The organism is Pseudocolwellia sp. G5-9 (assembly GCF_055808995.1).
Genome location: NZ_CM147893.1, coordinates 2,898,530 through 2,919,127 on the forward strand (window position 1 = coordinate 2,898,530; position 20,598 = coordinate 2,919,127).

A 20,598-nucleotide genomic window follows, 5' to 3' on the forward strand; every position below is an offset into this window, starting at 1 on the left:
TAGTTAAACTGTATTATGGAAAATATAAAAACATGACAAACACTTGAAAAATGGTAAACAAATTAAATTATTACGATATACTCAAGTGAAAGTCCTTAAGGTGCAACTATATATGATAACAGAGCAATTAATTTGGTTTATTGATAGTCGGTTTTATTATCAAAACACGTCATTAGAGAAAGTTGTTCAACTTGCCCAAATTCATCAAAAACCTGTAAAAATTGTTATTGACGCAAGTGCACAATTAACAGGCCGCGGATATTGGCATTTATTAAATAACAAAGATACATTATCGCAAGAGTTATTAACTACAATAGAACAAAAACAACAGCAATTGCTTAAATTTTTCACCATGAATGCTATTAAAGTTGAAGTAACTATTAACCAATCAGCAAACTACTTTGCGGCTCTCAGTTCCACAATAAAAAACACAAGCAACAGCCTTGTTATTATAGAAGATAATATTTCAGCTAAACGTCACCCTATTTTTCAACAACTTACCGATATCAACGCACCTGTTTTACTATTAAATAAAAAAGCGTGGAAACATCCAGTCAACATACTTGCCGCAGTTGATCCATTACATGAACATGCTCGCCCAGGGAAAATAGACGACAACATCGTATTATTAACGCAACATTGGGCACAAAAATTAACGGCAAAATTAACCGTAGCTCATTGTTACTACGTTGCGTCAGTACTCACTAAATATAAAAATAAAATACTTGCAATGCATAACGACGGATTAGAAGTTTTTGCAAAAAAACTAAGACTCCAAAATGAACAATGCATATTGTTAGAAGGCATTCCAGAAGAAGCCTTAACCGCATACATACAGCACCATCATATTGATGTACTTGCTATGGGATTAGTGGCGAGAAATAAACTAGAACAATTGTGGATTGGCAGTACAACAACTGCACTATTAAGCGAACCACCTTGTGATGTATTACTGATTAAGCATTAAAAGTAATTAAATACGAATAAATTGTAGATTTATCTTGATATCAAACAGCAAAATACAATACAATCCTCGCGCCTTATCACTGGGCGCTTCAAGTAATATCAGTGGTGGCTATAGCTCAGTTGGTAGAGCCCCGGATTGTGATTCCGGTTGTCGAGGGTTCAAGTCCCTTTAGCCACCCCATTTTTTAAATCAAAATACTTTCATCACTTTCACTAAAATCTAAATATTCCGTTCACAAGTTCTTATATAACTTAATAAACGCTAAACATTAGTTACGTCAAAAAGTATTTCTTTCATTATTTAACCTCAACTCGGGTTAATGAATGTTAGCGAATGAATTAAAGTTATTATTTATCAAAAATTTAATATGTATCGTTGTTTTCCTAAGCTATATTAGCTTCTCAACATTGATATTTTTGTGTATAACAAGGCGAATTTTTCTATCTAATAGCTGGCTATTAGTAATAAATTCAACGAAGTTAGACGTAAAAATAGCTTGTTGAGTAACTTTGCTTATCCCGAGCTGAGGTTATTTAACTTTTGAAAAACTCACTAATAAAATAATGCCCACAACGGTAGATGCAAACATCATAGTTGCCATTGGCATTAATGTGCCGTTGTGTAATAACGTGGTTATCCAGCCGACTATTGAAGCAAATAAAAATTGTGATGTACCCAATACTGCATTAGCTGTACCGCTACCTGTTGGAAAATGATCCATATAACAAGACATAATATTAGCAACAATTAACCCTTGTGAACCTACAGAAAACATCACTAAACATACAACTACTGGCAATGGTGTATTGAATAAAAAAGCGGCAATAAATAGTGATAAGTTAGCAATAAATTGAATGCACACTCCAACTTTCAAAATTTTAACCGGTTGAGTTGTTTTTAATTTTTGAGCTGTTATACGATTAAATATCGCCATTACAATAATATTAGCACCAAAAAGAATGGGATAAATTTCTGGTTCTACTTCATAAAGGGTCATATAAACAAACGGAGATTCCGTTAAAAAAGCAAACATTGACGAAAAGCTTAAGGCACCAAAAAATAAAAAGCCAAGCGCTTCTTTATTTTTAAATACTACAATATATTGCTGACTAATTTTTTTAAGCGTGTTTAGCGTAAATTTACTGGTTTGTTGATTCGTCTCTTTAAACATTAGCGTATTTAATATTAACAATACCCCACCAAATACCGTTAAAAATAAAAAGATAGAACGCCAACCATAAAAATTATGTAAAACAGCACCTACAATAGGAGCAAGAACAGGTGCCGCCATCATAATTAAACCGATCAAAGCAAAAAGCCCCGCCGCTTTTGCACCATCATATGTATCTCTAACAATAGCACCAACAACAACTAAAGCCATGCCCGCACCAATAGCTTGTATAAACCTAAGCCACATAACTTGTTGAATATTAGTGCTGTAGTAAATAGCTAAGGAAGAAAATAAAAAAACAACAAGCCCTATTGTCGAAACAAATTTTCGTCCTTTAAAGTCAGAAATTGGCCCCCCAAACAACTGACCAAATGCAGTACCTAATAAAAAAATACCTAATGTTTGTTCTATCACATGCACATTAACACTAAGGCTTTCAGCCATGGCAGGTATTGCTGGTAAATAACTGTCTAATGAAAATGGTGTAATGCCGACCAAAAGTGCTAACAAAACAGCTAACCACTTATCTGACAGTATTTGTTTAGGAGATGATTTTTCTAATGACATGAAACCCACTTGATTATATAAAGATGATAATTAAAGCTAATGACGAAAAATGAAGAATACGACGTGATAAAAATAAGATGCATTATAAAAACAATATTGCATCGTTACTTCCCATCTGTACTACAATATGAAGGTTAATTATACCTTGAGTCCCAATGTAATGTAAGCAAGTAACTCTTTGTTTAATCAAAATCAAATTAAGGACAGTAATTTGTACCTTCTAAAAAAAGTTTCAAGAAACTGCATAATCTTGAGCGTGTTTTGTTCGATTTTCCTACCACATACATTATATGCGGCATCTTTTATTGAAAATAGCCGATGGTCTATTGATGCTTCCACTCGAATAACCCACAACGCAGATAAAAATAAAAATGCTTTTATGCATGTTATAGGGTTAGATTTTCATAGTATTTTTAGTAATGCGACACAAGACATAGGCACCCTTACCTTTCAACCTTATATTGTTAAGTTAAATAACGAACAAAAAGCACCGTTTATTTTTGATGATGGCAACGACACACAACTTACATGGCGTATTGCTAATTTTAACTATACGGGCTTAAGCCAAGGTAAATTCAATATTCGAGTGGGCCACTTTGAAGTACCTTTCGGTTTAGAGTACCAAATAGACACCAATGGCACCTTACGCCAACTCACAACAAGTGATCGCGGAATAAAAGCAGATTGGGGGGTATCAGTAAACGGAATTTTACCTAATTTAGAATATGAAATAGCGCTAACTCGCGGTTCTGGTAATGAAGTTAAAAGCACTGGCAATCCCCATATATTTTCAGGCCGTGTAGGCACCCTTGGTAATAAAAACCTAGTCGCAGGAATATCTTGGTTTACCGGTGATGTATTAGATGGAAATGGTATTACAAACCGCAAAAAAATAGGAATAGATGCTTCCTATTATTATTACCAATGGCAATTTATGTTTGAATCGTCTATTGGTAAAACAGCAGGAAACGATACACTCAATTCTTTTGCTGAAACACGATGGAAAAACCCACAAGAAAATCTTTCAAGCTATTTTCAATTAGGTTATCAAAACACTGAAACTAACCACGAGGTAAATAATAAAACCCACTCAACAAGTTATTGGTTAGTTGGTATTCAATGGCTAAGTTATCAAGGCTTTGACGTTAGTGCCCAATACAAAAACAAGTTAAAAGACACGCCAACAATAGACATTAGTCCTCTTTTAAGTGTACAACTTAGGTATAGAATGTAGTACTGAAAAAGATTTATAATACTATGCTTCAGGCAGCACAAATAAGTAAGTGAATTATGTCTCATAGAAAAAAGCTCTCCAAGAAGAAAATAGCGCTTGGACTCACCATTATCATTGTTATTTCTTACCATGTTTTACTTGCTTATGTTAATCATCAGTTAGAGCACAGAAAATATCTCGACACCTATCAAAATTGCAATAAAATTTGGTCTGCTCGCGGACTTTACAATCAGAGAAGCGAGCAAAATTCTTTGGTTAGTATGAGGCGAGCATTTGAACACGGAGCCATTGGTGCCGAAGTCGATTTTCATTTTGATGTAGATTTAGATCAATTTATTATTTCGCATGACCATCCTAAAAAAGATGCTAATGGGAAATATGTTTATCCCAAAAAGTCGGGAAAACTTTTAACATTGAAGCACTTTTTATCCGAGTTGGGTAAAGACAAATACTTTTGGTTAGACTATAAAAACCTAGATAAATTAAATGAAGAACAAACTCAGCAAGCAATCACCCGACTTTTAAGCATTACTAAATTAGATAATATTAAAGATCGTTTATATATTGAGGGTTCAAACCCCAGTATTTTATCGCAATATACAAATGCAGGTTTTAAAACAATTCTGGCAATATTTCCTTTAAAAGAAAATAATATATTAGCCTCTTTATCACTAAACATTTATAAAATCGGCTTCTCTTTTTATAACATTACAGCCATGGCAATGGGGTATGGTGAAATCGGAAATTCAACATATGGTGAAAAAGGTCAAAAAATTCTAGGTAATATTCCAATATTTATATTTCATGTACCAGTCCATATGGAAACAATTCAGCCACTAGTTAATAACAACAATGTGCGAGTTGCCTTAATAGGAAAAGATTTAAGTATCAATCGTTTTAATGTCAACACTTGTTATGATTGAGGGCAACCTCCCTTTAAAGAATAAGAACACCGAGCACTTTAATTTAGAGCGTGTTGACCTTTTGGATATAAATTTTATTTAAATTAAACGCGATTTAATTTAGGCGTTGGATTGTGGCATAGCCATTTTATGTAAATAGAGCAACAAGAATAAAGCTTTTCAAGACAGGCATAAACTTAAAAAACATCTACAATAGTATAAGGGCAAGTTGATACCTTTATAATTCAAGCTGATATTATCCTCTTTAAAGTTTACAACCTATATACGAAATCTAATGGCAGATATATTCATGAAAAATAAAATTAATGCCGTAATACTATTGTTGATCATTGAGGTATTTACTCTATCAACAGTTCATGCTGCCTTTTGTTCCTTAAGAGATCCCATCTCTGCTATCCAAATGATCTACGATCAAGGCTATCAATTTCGTTCTGTTGTCACTACCGTTACCGAAGAAGACCGCCAAACCGTTAGACAACAACTACCTTTTACGATTCATCAAAGTGAAGTGGGTAAACATACATTATATATACTTTATAAAGATGATAAGCATGTAGGTTTTTTACAAGCTCGGTCTGAATGGGCAAAATGGGGCTTAGTTGAAATTGCATGGGCAATGAATGTTGATAGAAGTATCAAAGGCTTTTATTTCCAACGCTGTCGTAGCCCCGAATGTAACGACAATACAATACAACGCATTAATAAGGTATTAAAAGGTAAAACACTCTCACAATTAAAAGTATTACTCAGTAAAAAGGGAGAAATGCTTTCACCAGAAGGAAAAAGGGCTTTTAGTCAAACTCCTCAACTTGCGTTATTAACGCTACGTTCAGCATTAAAAACACTCGCTATTACCGATATCAGCTGGAAAAAAGATATTGAACAAATTGCAGCTATTAATCATTAAAGAGCGCCCATGAGAATAAGAAGCTATCTCGCTTTACTTGTATTTTCATGCTTACTCGGTGCTTACACCTTAGAACAAGTATTAGGTTATTATTTTGATCATGTTCAAACGTTAGCTGAAAAATACAGCAAAAGTTTATTATGGGCTAAAGATCTTGAGCGTATTGAAAACAGTGCCGCTCAGTTCTTAGTATCAACCGATTTAGTCGTGGCGTCAGGCAACACCTATCTTATTTATGGCGCAAAAAACATGGGGTATTATCTCAGCAATGAGCTTGCCGCAATATCTACTGAAAATCACTTTAAACAGTTTGCTACTGAAATTAAACGATCGCTTGTCAATGTAGATAAAATTAATGACTACCTCGACATTGTTGGATCTATTCCCTTAGATCAACTCGAAACACGTTTAAGTACCTTACTCGAAGAATACGATCCTATCAGCTTAACTTTATCTGAAGATATTCAGTTGCTATTACAGGAAACAAATACCCTTATCACTCAAGAAGCCCTTAACCTCGAAACAGAAAAGCGCTTTATGAACAAAATTAGGTGGATCGCCCGAGGTATATTTTTCTTACTTATTGTCGCTTTATGGTGGTGGGCAAATAGCAAAATTTGCAAACCCCTTAATGGTTTAATTTATTCATCGCACCGCGCACTAGCAGGTGACGATTTTAAAGCCACCAACAATGCACCAACAGAAATTATAGAACTGAGTAATGATTTTAAACACTTAACACAAACGCTTTTTCATCAAGCATCTCACGACCCTTTAACTGAACTCCAAAACCGACGAGCATTTGAACGTAATTTAAATGAAATAATAAACGACAAAGCACACAACTACTTTTTATGTTTTATCGATTTAGATTATTTTAAAACCATTAACGACACCTGTGGCCATGCTGCAGGTGATGACATACTCGTAAGTGTGGCTCGAATATTAAAAAGCAACGTGCGGGCCTACGACACTGTAGCTAGATTAGGCGGTGATGAATTCGCCATTTTAATTAAAAATTGTGGTGTTGAAAAAACAATGCAAATTACCAATAACATTAAAGAAAATATTAATGATCTAAGCTACCACTGGGAAGGGGAAACCTTTAAATTGAGTGCCAGTATTGGTATTGCACCAAAAATAACTGAAAGTACAACAACCGACCTACTGCACTCTGCTGACGTAGCCTGTAGTTTAGCGAAAAATGCTGGCCGAAATACCATACATTTATTTGATATAAATAATAAAAATCCTTTAGATAAACGCCAAGATATGGTGCCTGTTCAACAAATACATAACGCGATAGACAACAACTTATTTGTATTATATAAACAAGACATTGCCCCCCTTCAAAACCAAACAACTGGAAAACACTTTGAAATTTTTCTGCGAATGAAAAATACGCAAAGTGAACTCGTTAACCCTGCAAGTTTTTTTCCAATTGCTGAACGTTATCAGTTATCTAGTCAAATAGACCACTGGATTGTTAATGCCGTATGTGATCATTTTATTCAGCATCATGAACAACTGGTCAATATTAATACAATAGCTATTAATCTATCTGGGCATTCTTTAATTGATACCGACTTAGAGCTTTTTATTTCAGAAAAAATGACGAATAACCCTTCAATTGCTGAAAAAATTTGCTTTGAAATACCTCAAGTAACTGCGATGGAAAATGTACAAAGAACTTGTTTATTTATAGAGAACATTAAAACGTCAGGTTGTAAGTTTGCCATAGAGACTCTTGGTAAAGGCCAATCTTTCCATACTTCTTTGATAGAGTTTCCAACCAATAAAATAAAAATTGATGGCTCCCTTATTAAAAATATGATGGAAAATCCACTTGATTACAGCGCCATTAAATCTATTTGTGCTGTGGCTAAAACAATGAACCAACAAGTGATCGCTAAACATATTGAAGATAAAAAAGTTGTTGATGCTTTAACTAAACTAGGCGTAGATTATGGGCAAGGTTATTACTTTGCAAAACCTGAGCCTTTAGCTTAAAACACAAAGATACTTAACCTGAACTTTGACTACTTCCCCTGATACAACTGTTCAAAATTAGGAATAGAGTTTTCCCATATAGGAATTTCTTTACCTAAGTAATCTTTTACAGCATCAAAAAACAAACGTGTTCTTACCGGTAAATCTCGATGAGGATATATTGCATACATCGGGCTATAGTCCATCAATTTAACGTCTGTTAAAAACGGTATAAGTAAACCCTCTTTAACTTCATTTTCAATAACAAAAGCAGGCGCTAAAACATAAGCCGTTCCCGATAATGCCTTCATTAATAGTACCTCCCCATCATTTGCCCTAAACGTACTTTTAGTTTTTAGTTCACATGCTTGGTTCTGTTCATTGTAGTAGCGAATACTCTCAACTCGAATCGATTGGCTCCAATAACTTGCCGCAGGATAGTCACCTAGCTCTTCTATTGAAGTGGGCATACCATAAGTTTCAATAAACTCTGGCGAAGCAAGGAGTATTAATCGATTACGGGCAATTTTACGGGCAATTAACGAAGAATCTTTAGGCTCGCCCATTCTAAAAGCCAAGTCAAATCCTTCAGCTACAACATCAACGAGCTGATCATCTAAATGTAATTCAATTTCTACTTGCGGGAAACGCTTTTGAAAGTCGTTAATTACTGGCTGTATAAATCGACGGCCAATAATACTCGACGAGGTTATTTTTAAAATACCTCTAGGCTCTTGATGGTAATTTTCAGCTAACCTAACGGTTTCTCCTAGCAGTTCTCTAAGTTGCTCTGCCTTCTTTACCATTTCGGCGCCAGCAGCCGTTAAAGAAAACGAACGTGTCGTTCTATTTAATAACCGAACACCTAACTCTTCTTCTAATCGACTGATTTGTTTAGATATAACAGAGCGATCAATATTGCGCGATGCTGCCGATTTAGCAAAAGATCCTCTTTCTATAACATCTAACAGCATAAGTAACCGACTGGTTGTATCCATAATTTATACCCTGCCTCAATCTTATTGGTGCAATTTTGGCACTAATAAATGTAAAAATATAGGCTTTTTATCTACAAGCTTGTTCCGTATGATCAGATCATTATTAAAGGAGTTCTAAAATGTTCAAATATATTCTTATTTCTACTGCATTCGTTTTAACCATTGCACTTTCGGGGTGTAGCGAAGAAGCCGCGCAAGCACAGGGGCAACGCCCTCTTCAATCTATTGATGTAGCTGAAGTATTAGTTAAACCAGTTCAAAACTGGCATACCTATACAACACGTATAGAATCACCTGAAGAAGTTGCATTGATGCCGAGGGTATCAGGTGTTATCAACCATATCGCTTTTAAAGAAGGCGACTCAGTTAAAGAAGGCGACTTATTATTTCAGCTGGATAACCGACCTTTTACTGCTGTTGTATCAAGCTTAGAAGCACAGGTTATGAGTGCGAAAGCTGCATTAGAGCAAGCTAAAAGCGAAGCAAAACGCGCAATTAGACTCGCCGAACGTAAAGCTATTTCAACAGAACAAGTAGAATCGCGTGAATCAACACTACGCCAGAGTGAAGCACAAGTTGCCGCATTAAACGCTCAACTTGAAGCCGCTATGCTTGATTTAGAATTCACCTCAATTCGTTCTCCAATTAACGGTGTTATATCTCGCGCTAATATCACTAAAGGCAATAATATTATTGCTGGCCAAAGCGTATTAACGTCTATTGTTTCAAACCAGCGCATGTATGCTTACTTTGACATAGACGAACGCACTTGGAACGAAGCTTTCAGCGACGTTACCGCAGAAACCAAGCAAAAAGTTGTTATGCAAAAAGTTGGGCAAAAAGAGTTTTCATATACTGGGTACATTAATTTTATTGATAACCGCATTAACCCATCTACAGGTACTTTACGTGTACGTGCCGTATTTGAAGACGTAGATCACCAATTACGTACGGGTTCTTTTGCTCGTATCAAAGTTGCTGCAAATGCCATTACTGAAAAAGTGATTGTTCCGGCTAGAGCCATTGGTACTGATTTAGAAAATAATTTTATCTTAGTTGTTGGTGCAGATAATGTTTTGCAATACCGACTTGTTGAAGTAGGCGAACGTTACGGAAAATTACGTGCTGTTACCTCTGGCTTATCTAAAGGCGATGTTATTGCTGTAAATGGCCCTGCTCGTGTAGGACCTGGTATGCCAATTAACCCAAATACGGTTACGATTGATAGTGAAGGTATTGCCTTTACGTTAAGTTCAATCGATACCGACAACTTAATTGCCAAGTACTAAGGGTTAAAAATGAAGTTTTCACATTTCTTTATAGAACGCCCTATTTTTGCGGCCATGCTATCACTTATTATTTTAATTGGTGGTGGTATATCCTTATTTCAGTTACCCATAAGTGAGTACCCTGAAGTCGTACCTCCAACCGTTGTTGTAACCGCTAATTATCCGGGAGCTAACCCTACGGTAATAGCCCAAACCGTTGCAACACCATTAGAGCAAGAAATTAACGGCATTGAAAACATGCTGTATATGTCTTCTCAAGCAACGGGCGATGGTCGTTTATCTTTAACGGTAACTTTTGCTTTAGGTACCGATTTAGACCGAGCACAAACCCAAGTACAAAACAGTGTAAACAGTGCTTTACCACGCTTGCCTGAAGAAGTACAAAGATTAGGTGTAGTCGCTGAAAAGTCGTCTCCAGATCTTACAATGGTTGTACATCTTTTTTCTCCTGAAAAAACGCATGACACAGCTTATTTAGCTAACTACGCTGACTTATATATAAAAGACCAAATTACACGTTTACCGGGTGTAGGTGACTTTAGACTTTTTGGTGGTAGCCAATATGCTATGCGTGTTTGGTTAAATCCTGACGCTCTATCTGCTCGATCTCTTACCGCAAATGATGTGTTAAGTGCACTACGTGAACAAAACCAACAAGTAGCCGCAGGTAGCTTAGGTGCTCAACCATCAGCAAACGACAACCAATTTCAAATTTTATTAAATGTAAAAGGTCGTTTAAGCAGCATTGAAGAATTTGAAGACGTAATTATAAAAATAGGTGAACAAGGTCAAATTACACGCCTTAAAGACGTTGCATCAGTAGAGCTAGGACAAAGCAGCTATTCGTTACGCGCATTACTTGATGGGCAACCAGCACTGGCTATGCCTGTATTCCAAAGACCAGGATCTAACGCAATAGAATTGTCTGATCAAGTGCGTGAAACCATGGCACGTTTATCTAAAAACTTTCCTGCAGGTGTGGAATACGACATTGTTTACGATCCTACAATATTTGTTCGTGGCTCAATCGACGCTGTAATAACGACATTACTTGAAGCCATAGTACTTGTTGTAATTGTTGTAATTCTATTTCTACAAACATGGCGCGCATCTATTATTCCTTTGATTGCTGTACCTATTTCACTTGTGGGTACCTTTGCCGTTATGCAATGGTTAGGTATTTCTGTTAATACTCTATCACTCTTTGGTTTAGTACTCGCCATAGGTATCGTGGTGGATGACGCTATTGTTGTTGTAGAAAACGTAGAACGAAATATTGAAAAAGGTTTAAGTCCACTTGAAGCAACACGTGTTGCAATGACAGAAGTAACAGGCCCTATTATTGCTATAGCTCTAGTACTTGGCGCTGTATTTATTCCTACAGCCTTTATTTCAGGTTTATCAGGACAATTTTATAAGCAATTTGCCTTAACTATTACTATTTCAACGTTTATTTCAGCCTTTAACTCGTTAACCTTATCGCCCGCATTGGCGGCTCTTTTATTAAAATCTCATGATAGTAAACCTGATAAATTAACACGTTTATTAAATATGTTATTTGGTAAATGGCTATTCGAACCTTTTAACCGTGTATTTGAACGTAGTGCAAAAGGTTACGAAAAGCTGGTTAAAAAACTTATTCGTATGAGCTTGATTGTAGGTATAGTTTACATTGCACTATTAGGTAGCACGATTACTTTGTTTAACCAAGTGCCGGGTGGGTTTATACCTCCACAAGACAAACAATACTTAGTTGCTATTGCACAATTGCCTGATGCCGCAAGTTTAGATCGCACTGAAGCCGTAGTTAAACAAATGGAGAAAATAGCGCTGCAAGTACCGGGTGTGGCTCATACTGTATCGTTTCCTGGTTTATCAATAAACGGCTTTGCTAATACACCAAATAGCGCAATTATCTTTACACCTTTAAAACCTTTCTCAGAAAGACAAGGCCCTGGTGAATCAGCTAAAGCAATAGCAGGAAGAATGAACAAAGAATTTATGGCGATTGATGAAGCATTTGTTGCGGTATTTCCACCACCACCCATTCGTGGTTTAGGTTCAACAGGGGGCTTTAAACTACAACTGGAAGATCAAGAAAACAAAGGCTTTGAAGTGTTATTTAACAACTTACAAGCGGTTATTAAAAAAGCAAATGCAGATCCCGCTTTAACGAGTATGTTTTCAAGCTTCCGTATTCAAGTGCCGCAAATGGATATTGATATTGACCGTGAACAAGCCTTAATACAGGGTATACCACTAAATGAAGTATTCGATACATTACAAGTTTATTTAGGTTCTGCTTATGTGAATGACTTCAATTTATTTGGTCGTACTTATCAAGTAAATGCACAAGCAGATGCTGAGTTTCGTCAAGATCCAGCACAAATATTAAATTTAAAAGTGCGTAATCGCCAAGGTAATATGGTACCACTCGGCTCAGTATTAACGGTAACACCAACGATAGGTCCAGATCGTGTAATGCACTATAACGGTTACCCAAGTGCAGAGCTTAACGGAAGTGCAGCTCAAGGATACAGCTCAGATCAAGCGCAATCAGCAATCGAACTTATTTTAGCTGACACCTTAGAACAAGGTATTAAATATGAATGGACTGACGTAACTTATCAGCAAATATTAGCCGGTAATACTATGGTTTACGTATTCCCACTGGTTGTACTCTTAGTATTTATGGTACTTGCTGCACAATATGAAAGTTTACGTTTACCACTCGCCATTATTTTAATTGTGCCTATGACAATATTCTCTGCGTTATTAGGTGTTTGGTTAGTAGGCTCAGACAACAACATCTTTACACAAATAGCATTAATTGTATTGGTTGCCTTAGCCTCCAAAAATGCCATTTTAATGGTGGAATTTGCTAAAGACCAACATGATAAAGGCTTATCAAATATTGATGCCATTATCGAAGCTTGTCGTATGCGTTTACGTCCTATATTGATGACATCTATTGCATTTACTGCGGGGGTTGTACCTTTAGTTTTAGCAACAGGCGCTGGTTCAGAAATGCGTCATGCTATGGGTAACGCAGTATTTTCAGGCATGATAGGCGTAACCATATTTGGACTTTTATTTACCCCAGTTTTTTATATGCTGCTAGCTAAAAGCACAAAGAAAAAGGTTGAAGAGTAAATCATGATAAAACATATGAAAAATAAAATAACTATTGCTGCTCTTGTTGTTACTTCAATAGTTGTGTCTGGTTGTGCTAGTAAAATTGACGAAGCACAACATCAGCAATTACTACAAAGCTTTGTGGAGCGAGCAAATATCGCTTCAGATTTGTCAGGGCATGATGAAACAAATTGGTGGTATCAATTAAATTCAGCTCAATTAAATGAACTGGTTAACGACTCTCTTGCAAAGAATTATGATTTAAAAACAAGTCAGTTACAGTTAAAAAGTGCTTTAGCTCTTTTAGGTGCCCAAAAAACAGAATACTTGCCTCAAGGTGGTTTTACCGTTTCAGCTAAGCGTACTAGCTTAGCTGACACCATAACTCGTCAATCGACTGCTAATTTAGGTATGGATTGGCAACTGGATTTATTTGGTAGAATAACAGCATTAGTAGACGCCGCTAATGCCTCTGCCATGAGTAAAGCAGAGCAGTTACGTTTACTTAAAATAGAAATCGTATCGGCTGTTGTAAAAGGTTATATAAATTACCAAGGCAATATACAAAAACAGCGAATTATTAACAATCAAATTGAAGCACTTAAACAAAGTATTGAAGTACTTAAAGTACGGGTAAATGAAGGTGTTGCTAGTGAACTTGATCTTAACAGAACCAAAGCTCAACTCAGCCAGCAGCAAGCGTTACTACCGGATATAAAATATGCTCAATATAGCGATTTATCAACTCTTGCTCTATTAACTGGTAGGCTAACTAACGAAATTTCTGTAAGTACACAGAATAATATACTCGCGAGTTCACTCACCGTAGAGATTGCTCAACCAAATAATGCAATAGCACTAAGACCTGATATAAATCAAGCCTTGTATAACTTTAGTCAGGCATACTCGTTAAGTGTATCAGCAAGCAAAGCTTTATTACCTAATATAAGTTTAAGTGGTTTTGCTGGAATTTTAGGATTAAATAACACACGATTAGTCGACACCCAACAACAGTGGCAAGTTAGCCCTCAAATTGAGTGGTCTTTATTAAGTTACCCTGCATTGCTAGCACAAAAAGAAGCACAGGAGTTTCTCAGTGAAGCCGCTTATAGCGAGTACCAACAAGTTGTACTGAAAGCGATCAATGAAAGTGAATTATCGCTGCAATTATTGGTAAAGCAAACAAACCAGCAAACATTTGCTAAAGAACGCTTTAAGCATGCAAATAATGCGTTCTTACAAGCACAAGCTATGTATCAAGAGGGACAAATCCCCTACTTAGAGTTGTTAGATGCACGACAGGATGTTTTAATAGCCGAAAAAAGTAATATTGACTCTGCCATATCATCGTTAATTGCAAAAGTAAGTACGTATCAAGCATTCAACGGTCATTGGAGTCATAAGTTAACTGTCGAACACTAGAGTTTTTTTATGCCGTCTAACAATGTAGTACAACTTGGCGATTTACCCAGCACAATGCAAGCTATTGTGCTGGAGCAACCCAATGAAGACATGAGCCTGTCTAAAATTAAGCTTCCATTACCTCAATGTGATGAAAACGAAATACTGGTAAAAGTTGAATCTGTTGGGCTAAACCCTTTAGATGCACAATTTGCTAAAACAGGTTTTTGCAAGTGGGAATATCCACATGTTTTAGGATTAGATGCTGTAGGCATTGTTGTACAAGCAAACAAAGGGTTATTTCCCAGTGTTGGCGATCGCGTTATGTGGCACTCAAGTTTGGCACAACAAGGAGTACTAAGTGAATACGCTAAAGTAGCAAATTACGCAGTATCTCTTATTCCAGAGGGTATATTGAGTAATACCGCTGCAACCATTCCCTGCTCAGGTATGTCAGCACTTATTGCTTTAGAGAAAATTCAGATCAGCGAAGGAGACACTGTTTTTATTGAAGCTGGTGCTGGTGCTGTTGGACAATTTGCCATTCAATTTGCCAAACAGCGCGGCGCAGACGTTTTTACAACCGCAGCAAAACATAATCATAAGTTAGTAAAAAAATTAGGTGCTGATGAAGTTTTTGATGCCCGCGACAAAAAACTCTGTGAAAAGATACGCGCTGTATTAGGTCCACAAGGGTTTGATGCCGTTATAGACACCATAGGTGGCGAAGCAACTGTAAGAAACATAGAGCTAATGCGCTTTTGTGGCCGTATAGCCTGTTTAAAAACCTTACCTGCTTTTGAGCCAGAACTTATGTTTAGAAAAGCGCCAAATATCAGTGTAGTATCTCTAGGTGGAGCATGGCTAGCAAATAGCCTGTGTGCACAACAACGTATGAGTTTTATGAGTAACTTATTATTAGAAAATGTCGCTAACGGTAATATTACCGTACCTGAAATATCAATCATCAACTTTGATACAGAAAGCATCTCTCATGCATTGCAAAAGCAACTTAGCGGTGGTTTTGTAGGTAAACAAATTGTAGAAATTATCTAAAATTAAGCATTTAATTTATTACGTGATAATCTTTAATTATACTAATACTACCCACGGTATAAGCCGTACCTTCTTCGATGATATTTAGTGGATCTCAAGATGTCTTTATTCCCAATAAAAACCAAGCACTGGCATCCATACAGGCACATTTAAATAACCATATATATACCCGTTATCATTCAAGATGCAGGTTTCAGTGGGAACTAAAAACAATTTAGGCACAGATTTCACGTTCCAAACGAAATCTAAGTACATACATCCATGTATGCAAGGCATTAAGTTTACGTCATGGTTATTCCCTGACTAAAGTTAATAACGAAGCATAAATTGTTTTTAGACCCATCGAAGAAGCGCTTGAGCAAAATCACTTCTTCGTTAGTGCTTTTTATAAGGGAACGACCATTATTGCAAAGCACTGCCTTGAATTGATATCGCTCAAGTGCTCTGAAATACGCATCTTGATTGGTAACGGGTATAAACACGGATTAGTGTTGCTTACAGAAATGAGAAATTTATTAGTGAGGTAGGTATTAGCTCGATTCAATGAACCGAGCTAAATTGATTGACTTATTCTTGTAAAGCTTCTTGTTCTGGGTACTTACCCAATGATAAAAACAAGAAAATAGACAGTACTAATAAACCTGCCGAAATCATTAAAATAGTGTCATATCCAAACTTATTTGCCACACCACCAAAGATAGGAGGAGCAATACCTGCGCTTACGGTGAAAAAAGCAAAAACACAGCCAAAAACAGAAGGATAGTGTTTTGAACCAAAATACTTACTTGTTAAGTAAGCTAATAAATCAAGCTCTGCTCCAGCAGCTAAACCTACTGTTAGCGCTATGATTAAAGCTACTACAGCTGAACTAGGTACATACACAAGTAACAAAATAGCGATAATAGGCATAGTGAAGAATAAGGCACCTACGGCTGGAGCCCAAAATTTGTCGACTAAAAATCCCGCAGCCATACGACCAAATATAATAGTTAACCCCATTATCGATGCAACTTGCGCAATTGTGCTGCCATCTAAATTCTTACTCAATAATATCGGTTTAAAGTTAGATAATAAGCCTACAACAACAAATACTGTAATAAACAGAACTGCACCTAATATCCAAAACTGTTTCTGCTTCATCGCTTCTGCGCGAGTCATCCCCCAACTAGGTTGTGAATTTTGCTCTGCTGTATCATTTTGCGCTTGAGTATTCGGTTTAAACAATGCAATAACTAGTGGTAGAGATAATACCAGCGCCCCCACACCTATAGCTTGATAAGCAGTACGCCATCCATATACCTCAACAATATAACTAGTTGCTTGTGGTAATATCAACGCGCCAATACCTGTACCCGTCATGGTAATACCTATGGCTTTACCTTTATGTTTTTTAAAATAATCGTTTAGTATGGTAGTCCAAATAACAGGTAATGAACCTGCACCTAGAATAGCTAATAAAGCAAAGCTTAAATACCAAAGTGGTAGAGAACCGGGATTAAAGGAAATAATAACATAACTAAGCGCATGCCCAATCAAGCCGACAATGCCCAATAACCGAACACCATATTTACCCGCTAAAGACCCCACAATAGGAGCACAAATTAATCCCATACACATCATCACGGTAAAACCAAGGAAAAACTGAGGTGTACTCCAACCAAACTCAGCTGTTACAGGGCCTACCAAAAAACCTTGAGAATAATTAGTTACTGTCACCAAACCACACATGGTGCCAAATGTCGCTGCTAATAGCGCCCCCCAACCTTTTTTAAATTCATCCATTATTGTATACACCTATTAATATTTATTTTTTTGAAGTATGTGTTAATAATTGTTCGTCAAAACATCGAATATCAATGAACGTTTAAGTATTATTATATTTAATTTATAACTAAATACTGAAAAGACAACCTAAAGCGACTAAGTGATAATGTGATGGTATATTCAAGTTAACAGAAAAAAATATACAGCGGTTATGAATATTGATCGATTCTCAAGTAAATTTGATCATCAATATTAGGGTTTGTTGAACTTTGTTGATTATTTTTTGCAAGGCATTAAGTTTACGTCATGGCTATTCTCGGTAACTGCTCCTGTGTTACCTAAATATAGGAATCTAACTAAAGTTAATAATAACAAACGCATCTATGAATTATTTTTAGCACTATCAATTAAGCACTGAACAAAATTACTTCCTTGATAACGAGTATATAACTGAAGTGTATTTAGCTTTAGTCATACAATACAGGCTCATTATTCAAGCTGTTGTCTAATTTTTGTTAATCCAATGGAAATTAATAGAGACAAAATAATATAAAGCACCTAAACTAGATTATAACTATTACAAACAAAGTCATTCATCATGAGAACTTTTATACAACTCATTAAAATTTGTTCCATTACTGCAGCCTTGTTTTTTTCTTTATCTAGCCAAGCAGGTGTTATTTCAGGATACAAGTGGGGAGATCCTACGCTAGGTACTTCAGGCGGTGAAGTTACTTGGAGTTTAATGGATGATGGTATTTCATGTTTAGGGACTTTTGAGCCAAACCCATGTACTACATCGGCTTTATCTAGTTTTATGCCGACAGGCTTTCTGACTGAAATCGAAAAAGCCTTTAGTTTATGGTCTTCTATAGCAGATATTACTTTTAAAATGATCACTGATGGTGGTGAACCTTTTGGAGCTCCTCCAGGAGCTGACATTCGTATTGGCGGCCACCTCTTCGATGGACCTTTAGGCGTTTTAGCACATGGTTATTACCCAACAGGTTCTAATGTTGCTGGAGATATCCACTTTGACACAGCAGAGGATTGGGGCATTAACAATTCAGGTTCCTTAGATCTTTTTACCGTTGCTGTTCATGAAATAGGTCATGCGATTGGTTTAGGTCATTCTCTAGATAGTTCAGCTGTAATGTATGCTTTTTATGGTGGCGCAATTAGTGATTTACATGCAGATGACATAACAACTGCACAAGCAATATACGGCCCAGCGTTGTTGGCTTCTGTACCAGAGCCAAGCTCACTCATTTTATTCATGTCTATGATAGGTTTGGTGTTAGTTAATCAACGTAAAAAAGTTAATTAACATCTCCCACAAAAAAAACAATTTATCGCTAAAGGCATATGTTAATAAAGTATGCCTTTTTATTGAGCCTCTAGCTTGTTAGTTTTTCTTAATTCAAGGAAAATTTCGCGTCAATACTCCTCTATTGCAAGTAAATTTAACGCAAAAGTTAGGAAAAATAGCTGCTAGAGAAGCATTTGTTAAGCCGAGTTCCGGTTAACTACCATTTTTACAAAATCTTACCTTAATTTTATTGAACTTAACTGTACAACTGATGTTCAATATAAAGACAACTTACTGTTATATTGTCATTTAAATGCCCTTTATGTTATCGGACAACAAATCATCTTCAACGGCCATCACTTTAATAAGGTCTACTTTATTATTTATCATTGTCGTTAGCTGCAACAGCTATGGTAAATCAGCAGCAAACATTAACTTTACCGAAACCGTGATCAGCGCTCCTTTTAAGCTTACCCATTCTGTTATGCCTATTAATATATTAAAAAATAAAGGTAAAGAGTTAATCACCTTTTCTATTGATGATTCAGGCGATCGATGGTTGATGGTTTATGCACTTAATGAACAAGCAACTTATACTGAATACTATAGAACGCCCCTGCCTAAAGATTTCTATAGTTTTGACATTTCAACTTTACAGGCAGAGCAACTGCAAACGCTTTATTTTTTATCAAGCAATAACATTTACTTATTGAACCAAGATCAAATAGACAAAAAGTCATCTTTCAAACCCATTCATGCTATTTCCTCAATGGCAAAAGGAAATAACGAGCAGTATTTAGCAAAAGGTAATTTTTTAACCCAATTAAATAACGATAAGTATGACGACATTTATATAGCTGATTTCAATCAAGTGCATGTATTGATACCAGAAGAACAAGGCTTTAAAACGTCAGTATTACCTATTCAACCTGAAACAGTTTTTACGCCACAAGAAATAACATACTTTAAAACTACCATACATTTTGGTGATGTAAATTTTGATAGCCTGCCCGATGTTATGTACATACAAAATGGACAGCTGATTTACTTTCTACAACAAGCAGATTTAACTATAAACCCTACTCCTCATTTTATTGCTATTAATAAGCTTATCAGTAGTATTGATTGGTGGAACAAGTTGGGTGCAGATGGTGAAAAACGCGATCAAAGTAACTTAAGTTACCGAAAAATAGAGCAACTTAAAGATATAAATAACGATAATATTATTGATATGGTGGTTAGGTTTACGCAAAGCGAAGGCGTTTTAAATAAAACCAACGACTACGAAGTTTACTTAGGCCAAAACATTGATAATAAACTTCACTTTTCAGAGCGCCCCGATAGCGCTATTAAAGCAGAAGGCACCTTAACAGACATACGATTTGTTGATATTAATAACGACAAAAAAGATGAAATTTTAGTGGCGGGATTTGATATTGGTTTATCTCAAATTATTGGGGCTTTGCTCTCTGGAAGCATTGATCAAGACGTTCATTTATTTTATATGGATGAAAACTTCCATTTTAATAAAAAGTCGAAAGTGAGCAAAGAAGTTCAACTAAATTTTAGCTTAAGCTCAGGTACAAGTGGCAACCCTGTAGTCACCTTATTAGATGTTAACGGAGACAAGTTACAAGACTTAATGCTGTCTGAAGACGACGATACTCTCAAAATTTACCTTGGTACTGACAACGCTCGTTTATTTGCTAAAAAGCCTCAAAAATACGAAACAGTTATACCTGATCAAGGAGAGATGTTAGCGACGAGTGATCTAAACAACGACGGTCAAGACGACATTTTAATAAAATATGGCAGAGCCGATGATAAAAAATACCACAATACTTTTCGTATTCTTATGTCTAATACCAACTAAATAAATTGAGCTATT

At 36.1% G+C, this 20,598-nt stretch carries 14 protein-coding genes and 1 tRNA gene; 12 read left to right on the forward strand and 3 right to left on the reverse strand.

Annotated features, from left to right (window positions below):
• Positions 1-112: 112 nt before the first annotated feature.
• On the forward strand, positions 113-967 hold the full coding sequence (locus tag AC0L5Q_RS12540) for a universal stress protein (protein ID WP_473608832.1): 855 nt from the start codon (positions 113-115) through the stop codon (positions 965-967).
• 104 nt (positions 968-1,071) lie between these two features.
• Positions 1,072-1,147: transfer RNA gene (locus AC0L5Q_RS12545), tRNA-His, on the forward strand.
• A gap of 349 nt (positions 1,148-1,496) precedes the next feature.
• Here AC0L5Q_RS12545 and AC0L5Q_RS12550 read toward each other — a convergent pair.
• Positions 1,497-2,705 (reverse strand): multidrug effflux MFS transporter, encoded by a 1,209-nt coding sequence (locus AC0L5Q_RS12550; protein WP_473608836.1) that lies wholly within the window; start codon positions 2,703-2,705, stop codon positions 1,497-1,499.
• A gap of 256 nt (positions 2,706-2,961) precedes the next feature.
• Between AC0L5Q_RS12550 and AC0L5Q_RS12555 the strand changes: the two genes are divergently transcribed.
• From AC0L5Q_RS12555 to AC0L5Q_RS12570, 4 genes are all read left to right on the forward strand, one after another.
• A complete protein-coding gene (locus tag AC0L5Q_RS12555; RefSeq protein ID WP_473618302.1) occupies positions 2,962-3,939 on the forward strand; it encodes a hypothetical protein in 978 nt (325 codons plus the stop codon).
• Positions 3,940-3,995: 56 nt separating this feature from the next.
• Entirely contained in the window at positions 3,996-4,862 is an 867-nt protein-coding gene (locus AC0L5Q_RS12560; RefSeq protein WP_473608839.1) for a hypothetical protein, read from the forward strand.
• 289 nt (positions 4,863-5,151) lie between these two features.
• Positions 5,152-5,769 (forward strand): hypothetical protein, encoded by a 618-nt coding sequence (locus tag AC0L5Q_RS12565; protein ID WP_473608844.1) that lies wholly within the window; start codon positions 5,152-5,154, stop codon positions 5,767-5,769.
• Positions 5,770-5,778: 9 nt separating this feature from the next.
• On the forward strand, positions 5,779-7,779 hold the full coding sequence (locus AC0L5Q_RS12570) for a putative bifunctional diguanylate cyclase/phosphodiesterase (RefSeq protein WP_473608848.1): 2,001 nt from the start codon (positions 5,779-5,781) through the stop codon (positions 7,777-7,779).
• Between the two features lie 29 nt (positions 7,780-7,808).
• On the opposite strand, the gene AC0L5Q_RS12575 is transcribed toward AC0L5Q_RS12570, so the two are convergent.
• On the reverse strand, positions 7,809-8,756 hold the full coding sequence (locus AC0L5Q_RS12575) for a LysR family transcriptional regulator (RefSeq protein WP_473608851.1): 948 nt from the start codon (positions 8,754-8,756) through the stop codon (positions 7,809-7,811).
• Positions 8,757-8,875: 119 nt separating this feature from the next.
• Between AC0L5Q_RS12575 and AC0L5Q_RS12580 the strand changes: the two genes are divergently transcribed.
• Genes AC0L5Q_RS12580 through AC0L5Q_RS12595 form a run of 4 tightly spaced genes read left to right on the forward strand, consistent with a single transcriptional unit; the run spans position 8,876 to position 15,637 of the window.
• Positions 8,876-10,045, forward strand: a complete 1,170-nt coding sequence (locus AC0L5Q_RS12580; RefSeq protein ID WP_473608856.1) for an efflux RND transporter periplasmic adaptor subunit — start codon at positions 8,876-8,878, stop codon at positions 10,043-10,045.
• A gap of 9 nt (positions 10,046-10,054) precedes the next feature.
• A complete protein-coding gene (locus AC0L5Q_RS12585) occupies positions 10,055-13,198 on the forward strand; it encodes an efflux RND transporter permease subunit (protein ID WP_473608860.1) in 3,144 nt (1,047 codons plus the stop codon).
• A gap of 3 nt (positions 13,199-13,201) precedes the next feature.
• Positions 13,202-14,602 carry a TolC family protein gene (locus AC0L5Q_RS12590; protein ID WP_473608864.1) on the forward strand — a complete coding sequence of 467 codons (1,401 nt, stop codon included), beginning with the start codon at positions 13,202-13,204 and terminating at the stop codon, positions 14,600-14,602.
• A 9-nt stretch (positions 14,603-14,611) separates the two neighbouring features.
• A complete protein-coding gene (locus AC0L5Q_RS12595) occupies positions 14,612-15,637 on the forward strand; it encodes a zinc-binding dehydrogenase (RefSeq protein WP_473608868.1) in 1,026 nt (341 codons plus the stop codon).
• Positions 15,638-16,204: 567 nt separating this feature from the next.
• Here the strand turns inward: AC0L5Q_RS12595 and AC0L5Q_RS12600 are convergent.
• Positions 16,205-17,419 carry an MFS transporter gene (locus AC0L5Q_RS12600; protein ID WP_473608872.1) on the reverse strand — a complete coding sequence of 405 codons (1,215 nt, stop codon included), beginning with the start codon at positions 17,417-17,419 and terminating at the stop codon, positions 16,205-16,207.
• Positions 17,420-17,999: 580 nt separating this feature from the next.
• Here AC0L5Q_RS12600 and AC0L5Q_RS12605 point away from each other — a divergent pair.
• Both AC0L5Q_RS12605 and AC0L5Q_RS12610 read left to right on the forward strand, forming a co-directional pair.
• Positions 18,000-18,728: a matrixin family metalloprotease gene (locus tag AC0L5Q_RS12605; RefSeq protein ID WP_473608876.1), complete on the forward strand. Its 729-nt coding sequence runs from the start codon at positions 18,000-18,002 to the stop codon at positions 18,726-18,728.
• A gap of 304 nt (positions 18,729-19,032) precedes the next feature.
• Complete coding sequence (locus AC0L5Q_RS12610; protein WP_473608881.1) at positions 19,033-20,583, forward strand: FG-GAP repeat domain-containing protein; 1,551 nt, start codon at positions 19,033-19,035, stop codon at positions 20,581-20,583.
• The last annotated feature ends 15 nt before the right edge of the window (positions 20,584-20,598 follow it).

What these genes read in the sequence shown, in the direction of transcription:
- AC0L5Q_RS12610 (WP_473608881.1), top strand. Translation starts at nt 19,033, where the DNA reads ATGTTATCGGACAACAAATCATCTTCAACGGCCATCACTTTAATAAGG.
- AC0L5Q_RS12580 (WP_473608856.1), top strand. Translation starts at nt 8,876, where the DNA reads ATGTTCAAATATATTCTTATTTCTACTGCATTCGTTTTAACCATTGCA.
- AC0L5Q_RS12550 (WP_473608836.1), bottom strand. Translation starts at nt 2,705, where the DNA reads ATGTCATTAGAAAAATCATCTCCTAAACAAATACTGTCAGATAAGTGG.
- AC0L5Q_RS12590 (WP_473608864.1), top strand. Translation starts at nt 13,202, where the DNA reads ATGATAAAACATATGAAAAATAAAATAACTATTGCTGCTCTTGTTGTT.
- AC0L5Q_RS12565 (WP_473608844.1), top strand. Translation starts at nt 5,152, where the DNA reads ATGAAAAATAAAATTAATGCCGTAATACTATTGTTGATCATTGAGGTA.
- AC0L5Q_RS12560 (WP_473608839.1), top strand. Translation starts at nt 3,996, where the DNA reads ATGTCTCATAGAAAAAAGCTCTCCAAGAAGAAAATAGCGCTTGGACTC.
- AC0L5Q_RS12605 (WP_473608876.1), top strand. Translation starts at nt 18,000, where the DNA reads ATGAGAACTTTTATACAACTCATTAAAATTTGTTCCATTACTGCAGCC.
- AC0L5Q_RS12540 (WP_473608832.1), top strand. Translation starts at nt 113, where the DNA reads ATGATAACAGAGCAATTAATTTGGTTTATTGATAGTCGGTTTTATTAT.
- AC0L5Q_RS12585 (WP_473608860.1), top strand. Translation starts at nt 10,055, where the DNA reads ATGAAGTTTTCACATTTCTTTATAGAACGCCCTATTTTTGCGGCCATG.
- AC0L5Q_RS12575 (WP_473608851.1), bottom strand. Translation starts at nt 8,756, where the DNA reads ATGGATACAACCAGTCGGTTACTTATGCTGTTAGATGTTATAGAAAGA.
- AC0L5Q_RS12600 (WP_473608872.1), bottom strand. Translation starts at nt 17,419, where the DNA reads ATGGATGAATTTAAAAAAGGTTGGGGGGCGCTATTAGCAGCGACATTT.
- AC0L5Q_RS12570 (WP_473608848.1), top strand. Translation starts at nt 5,779, where the DNA reads ATGAGAATAAGAAGCTATCTCGCTTTACTTGTATTTTCATGCTTACTC.
- AC0L5Q_RS12595 (WP_473608868.1), top strand. Translation starts at nt 14,612, where the DNA reads ATGCCGTCTAACAATGTAGTACAACTTGGCGATTTACCCAGCACAATG.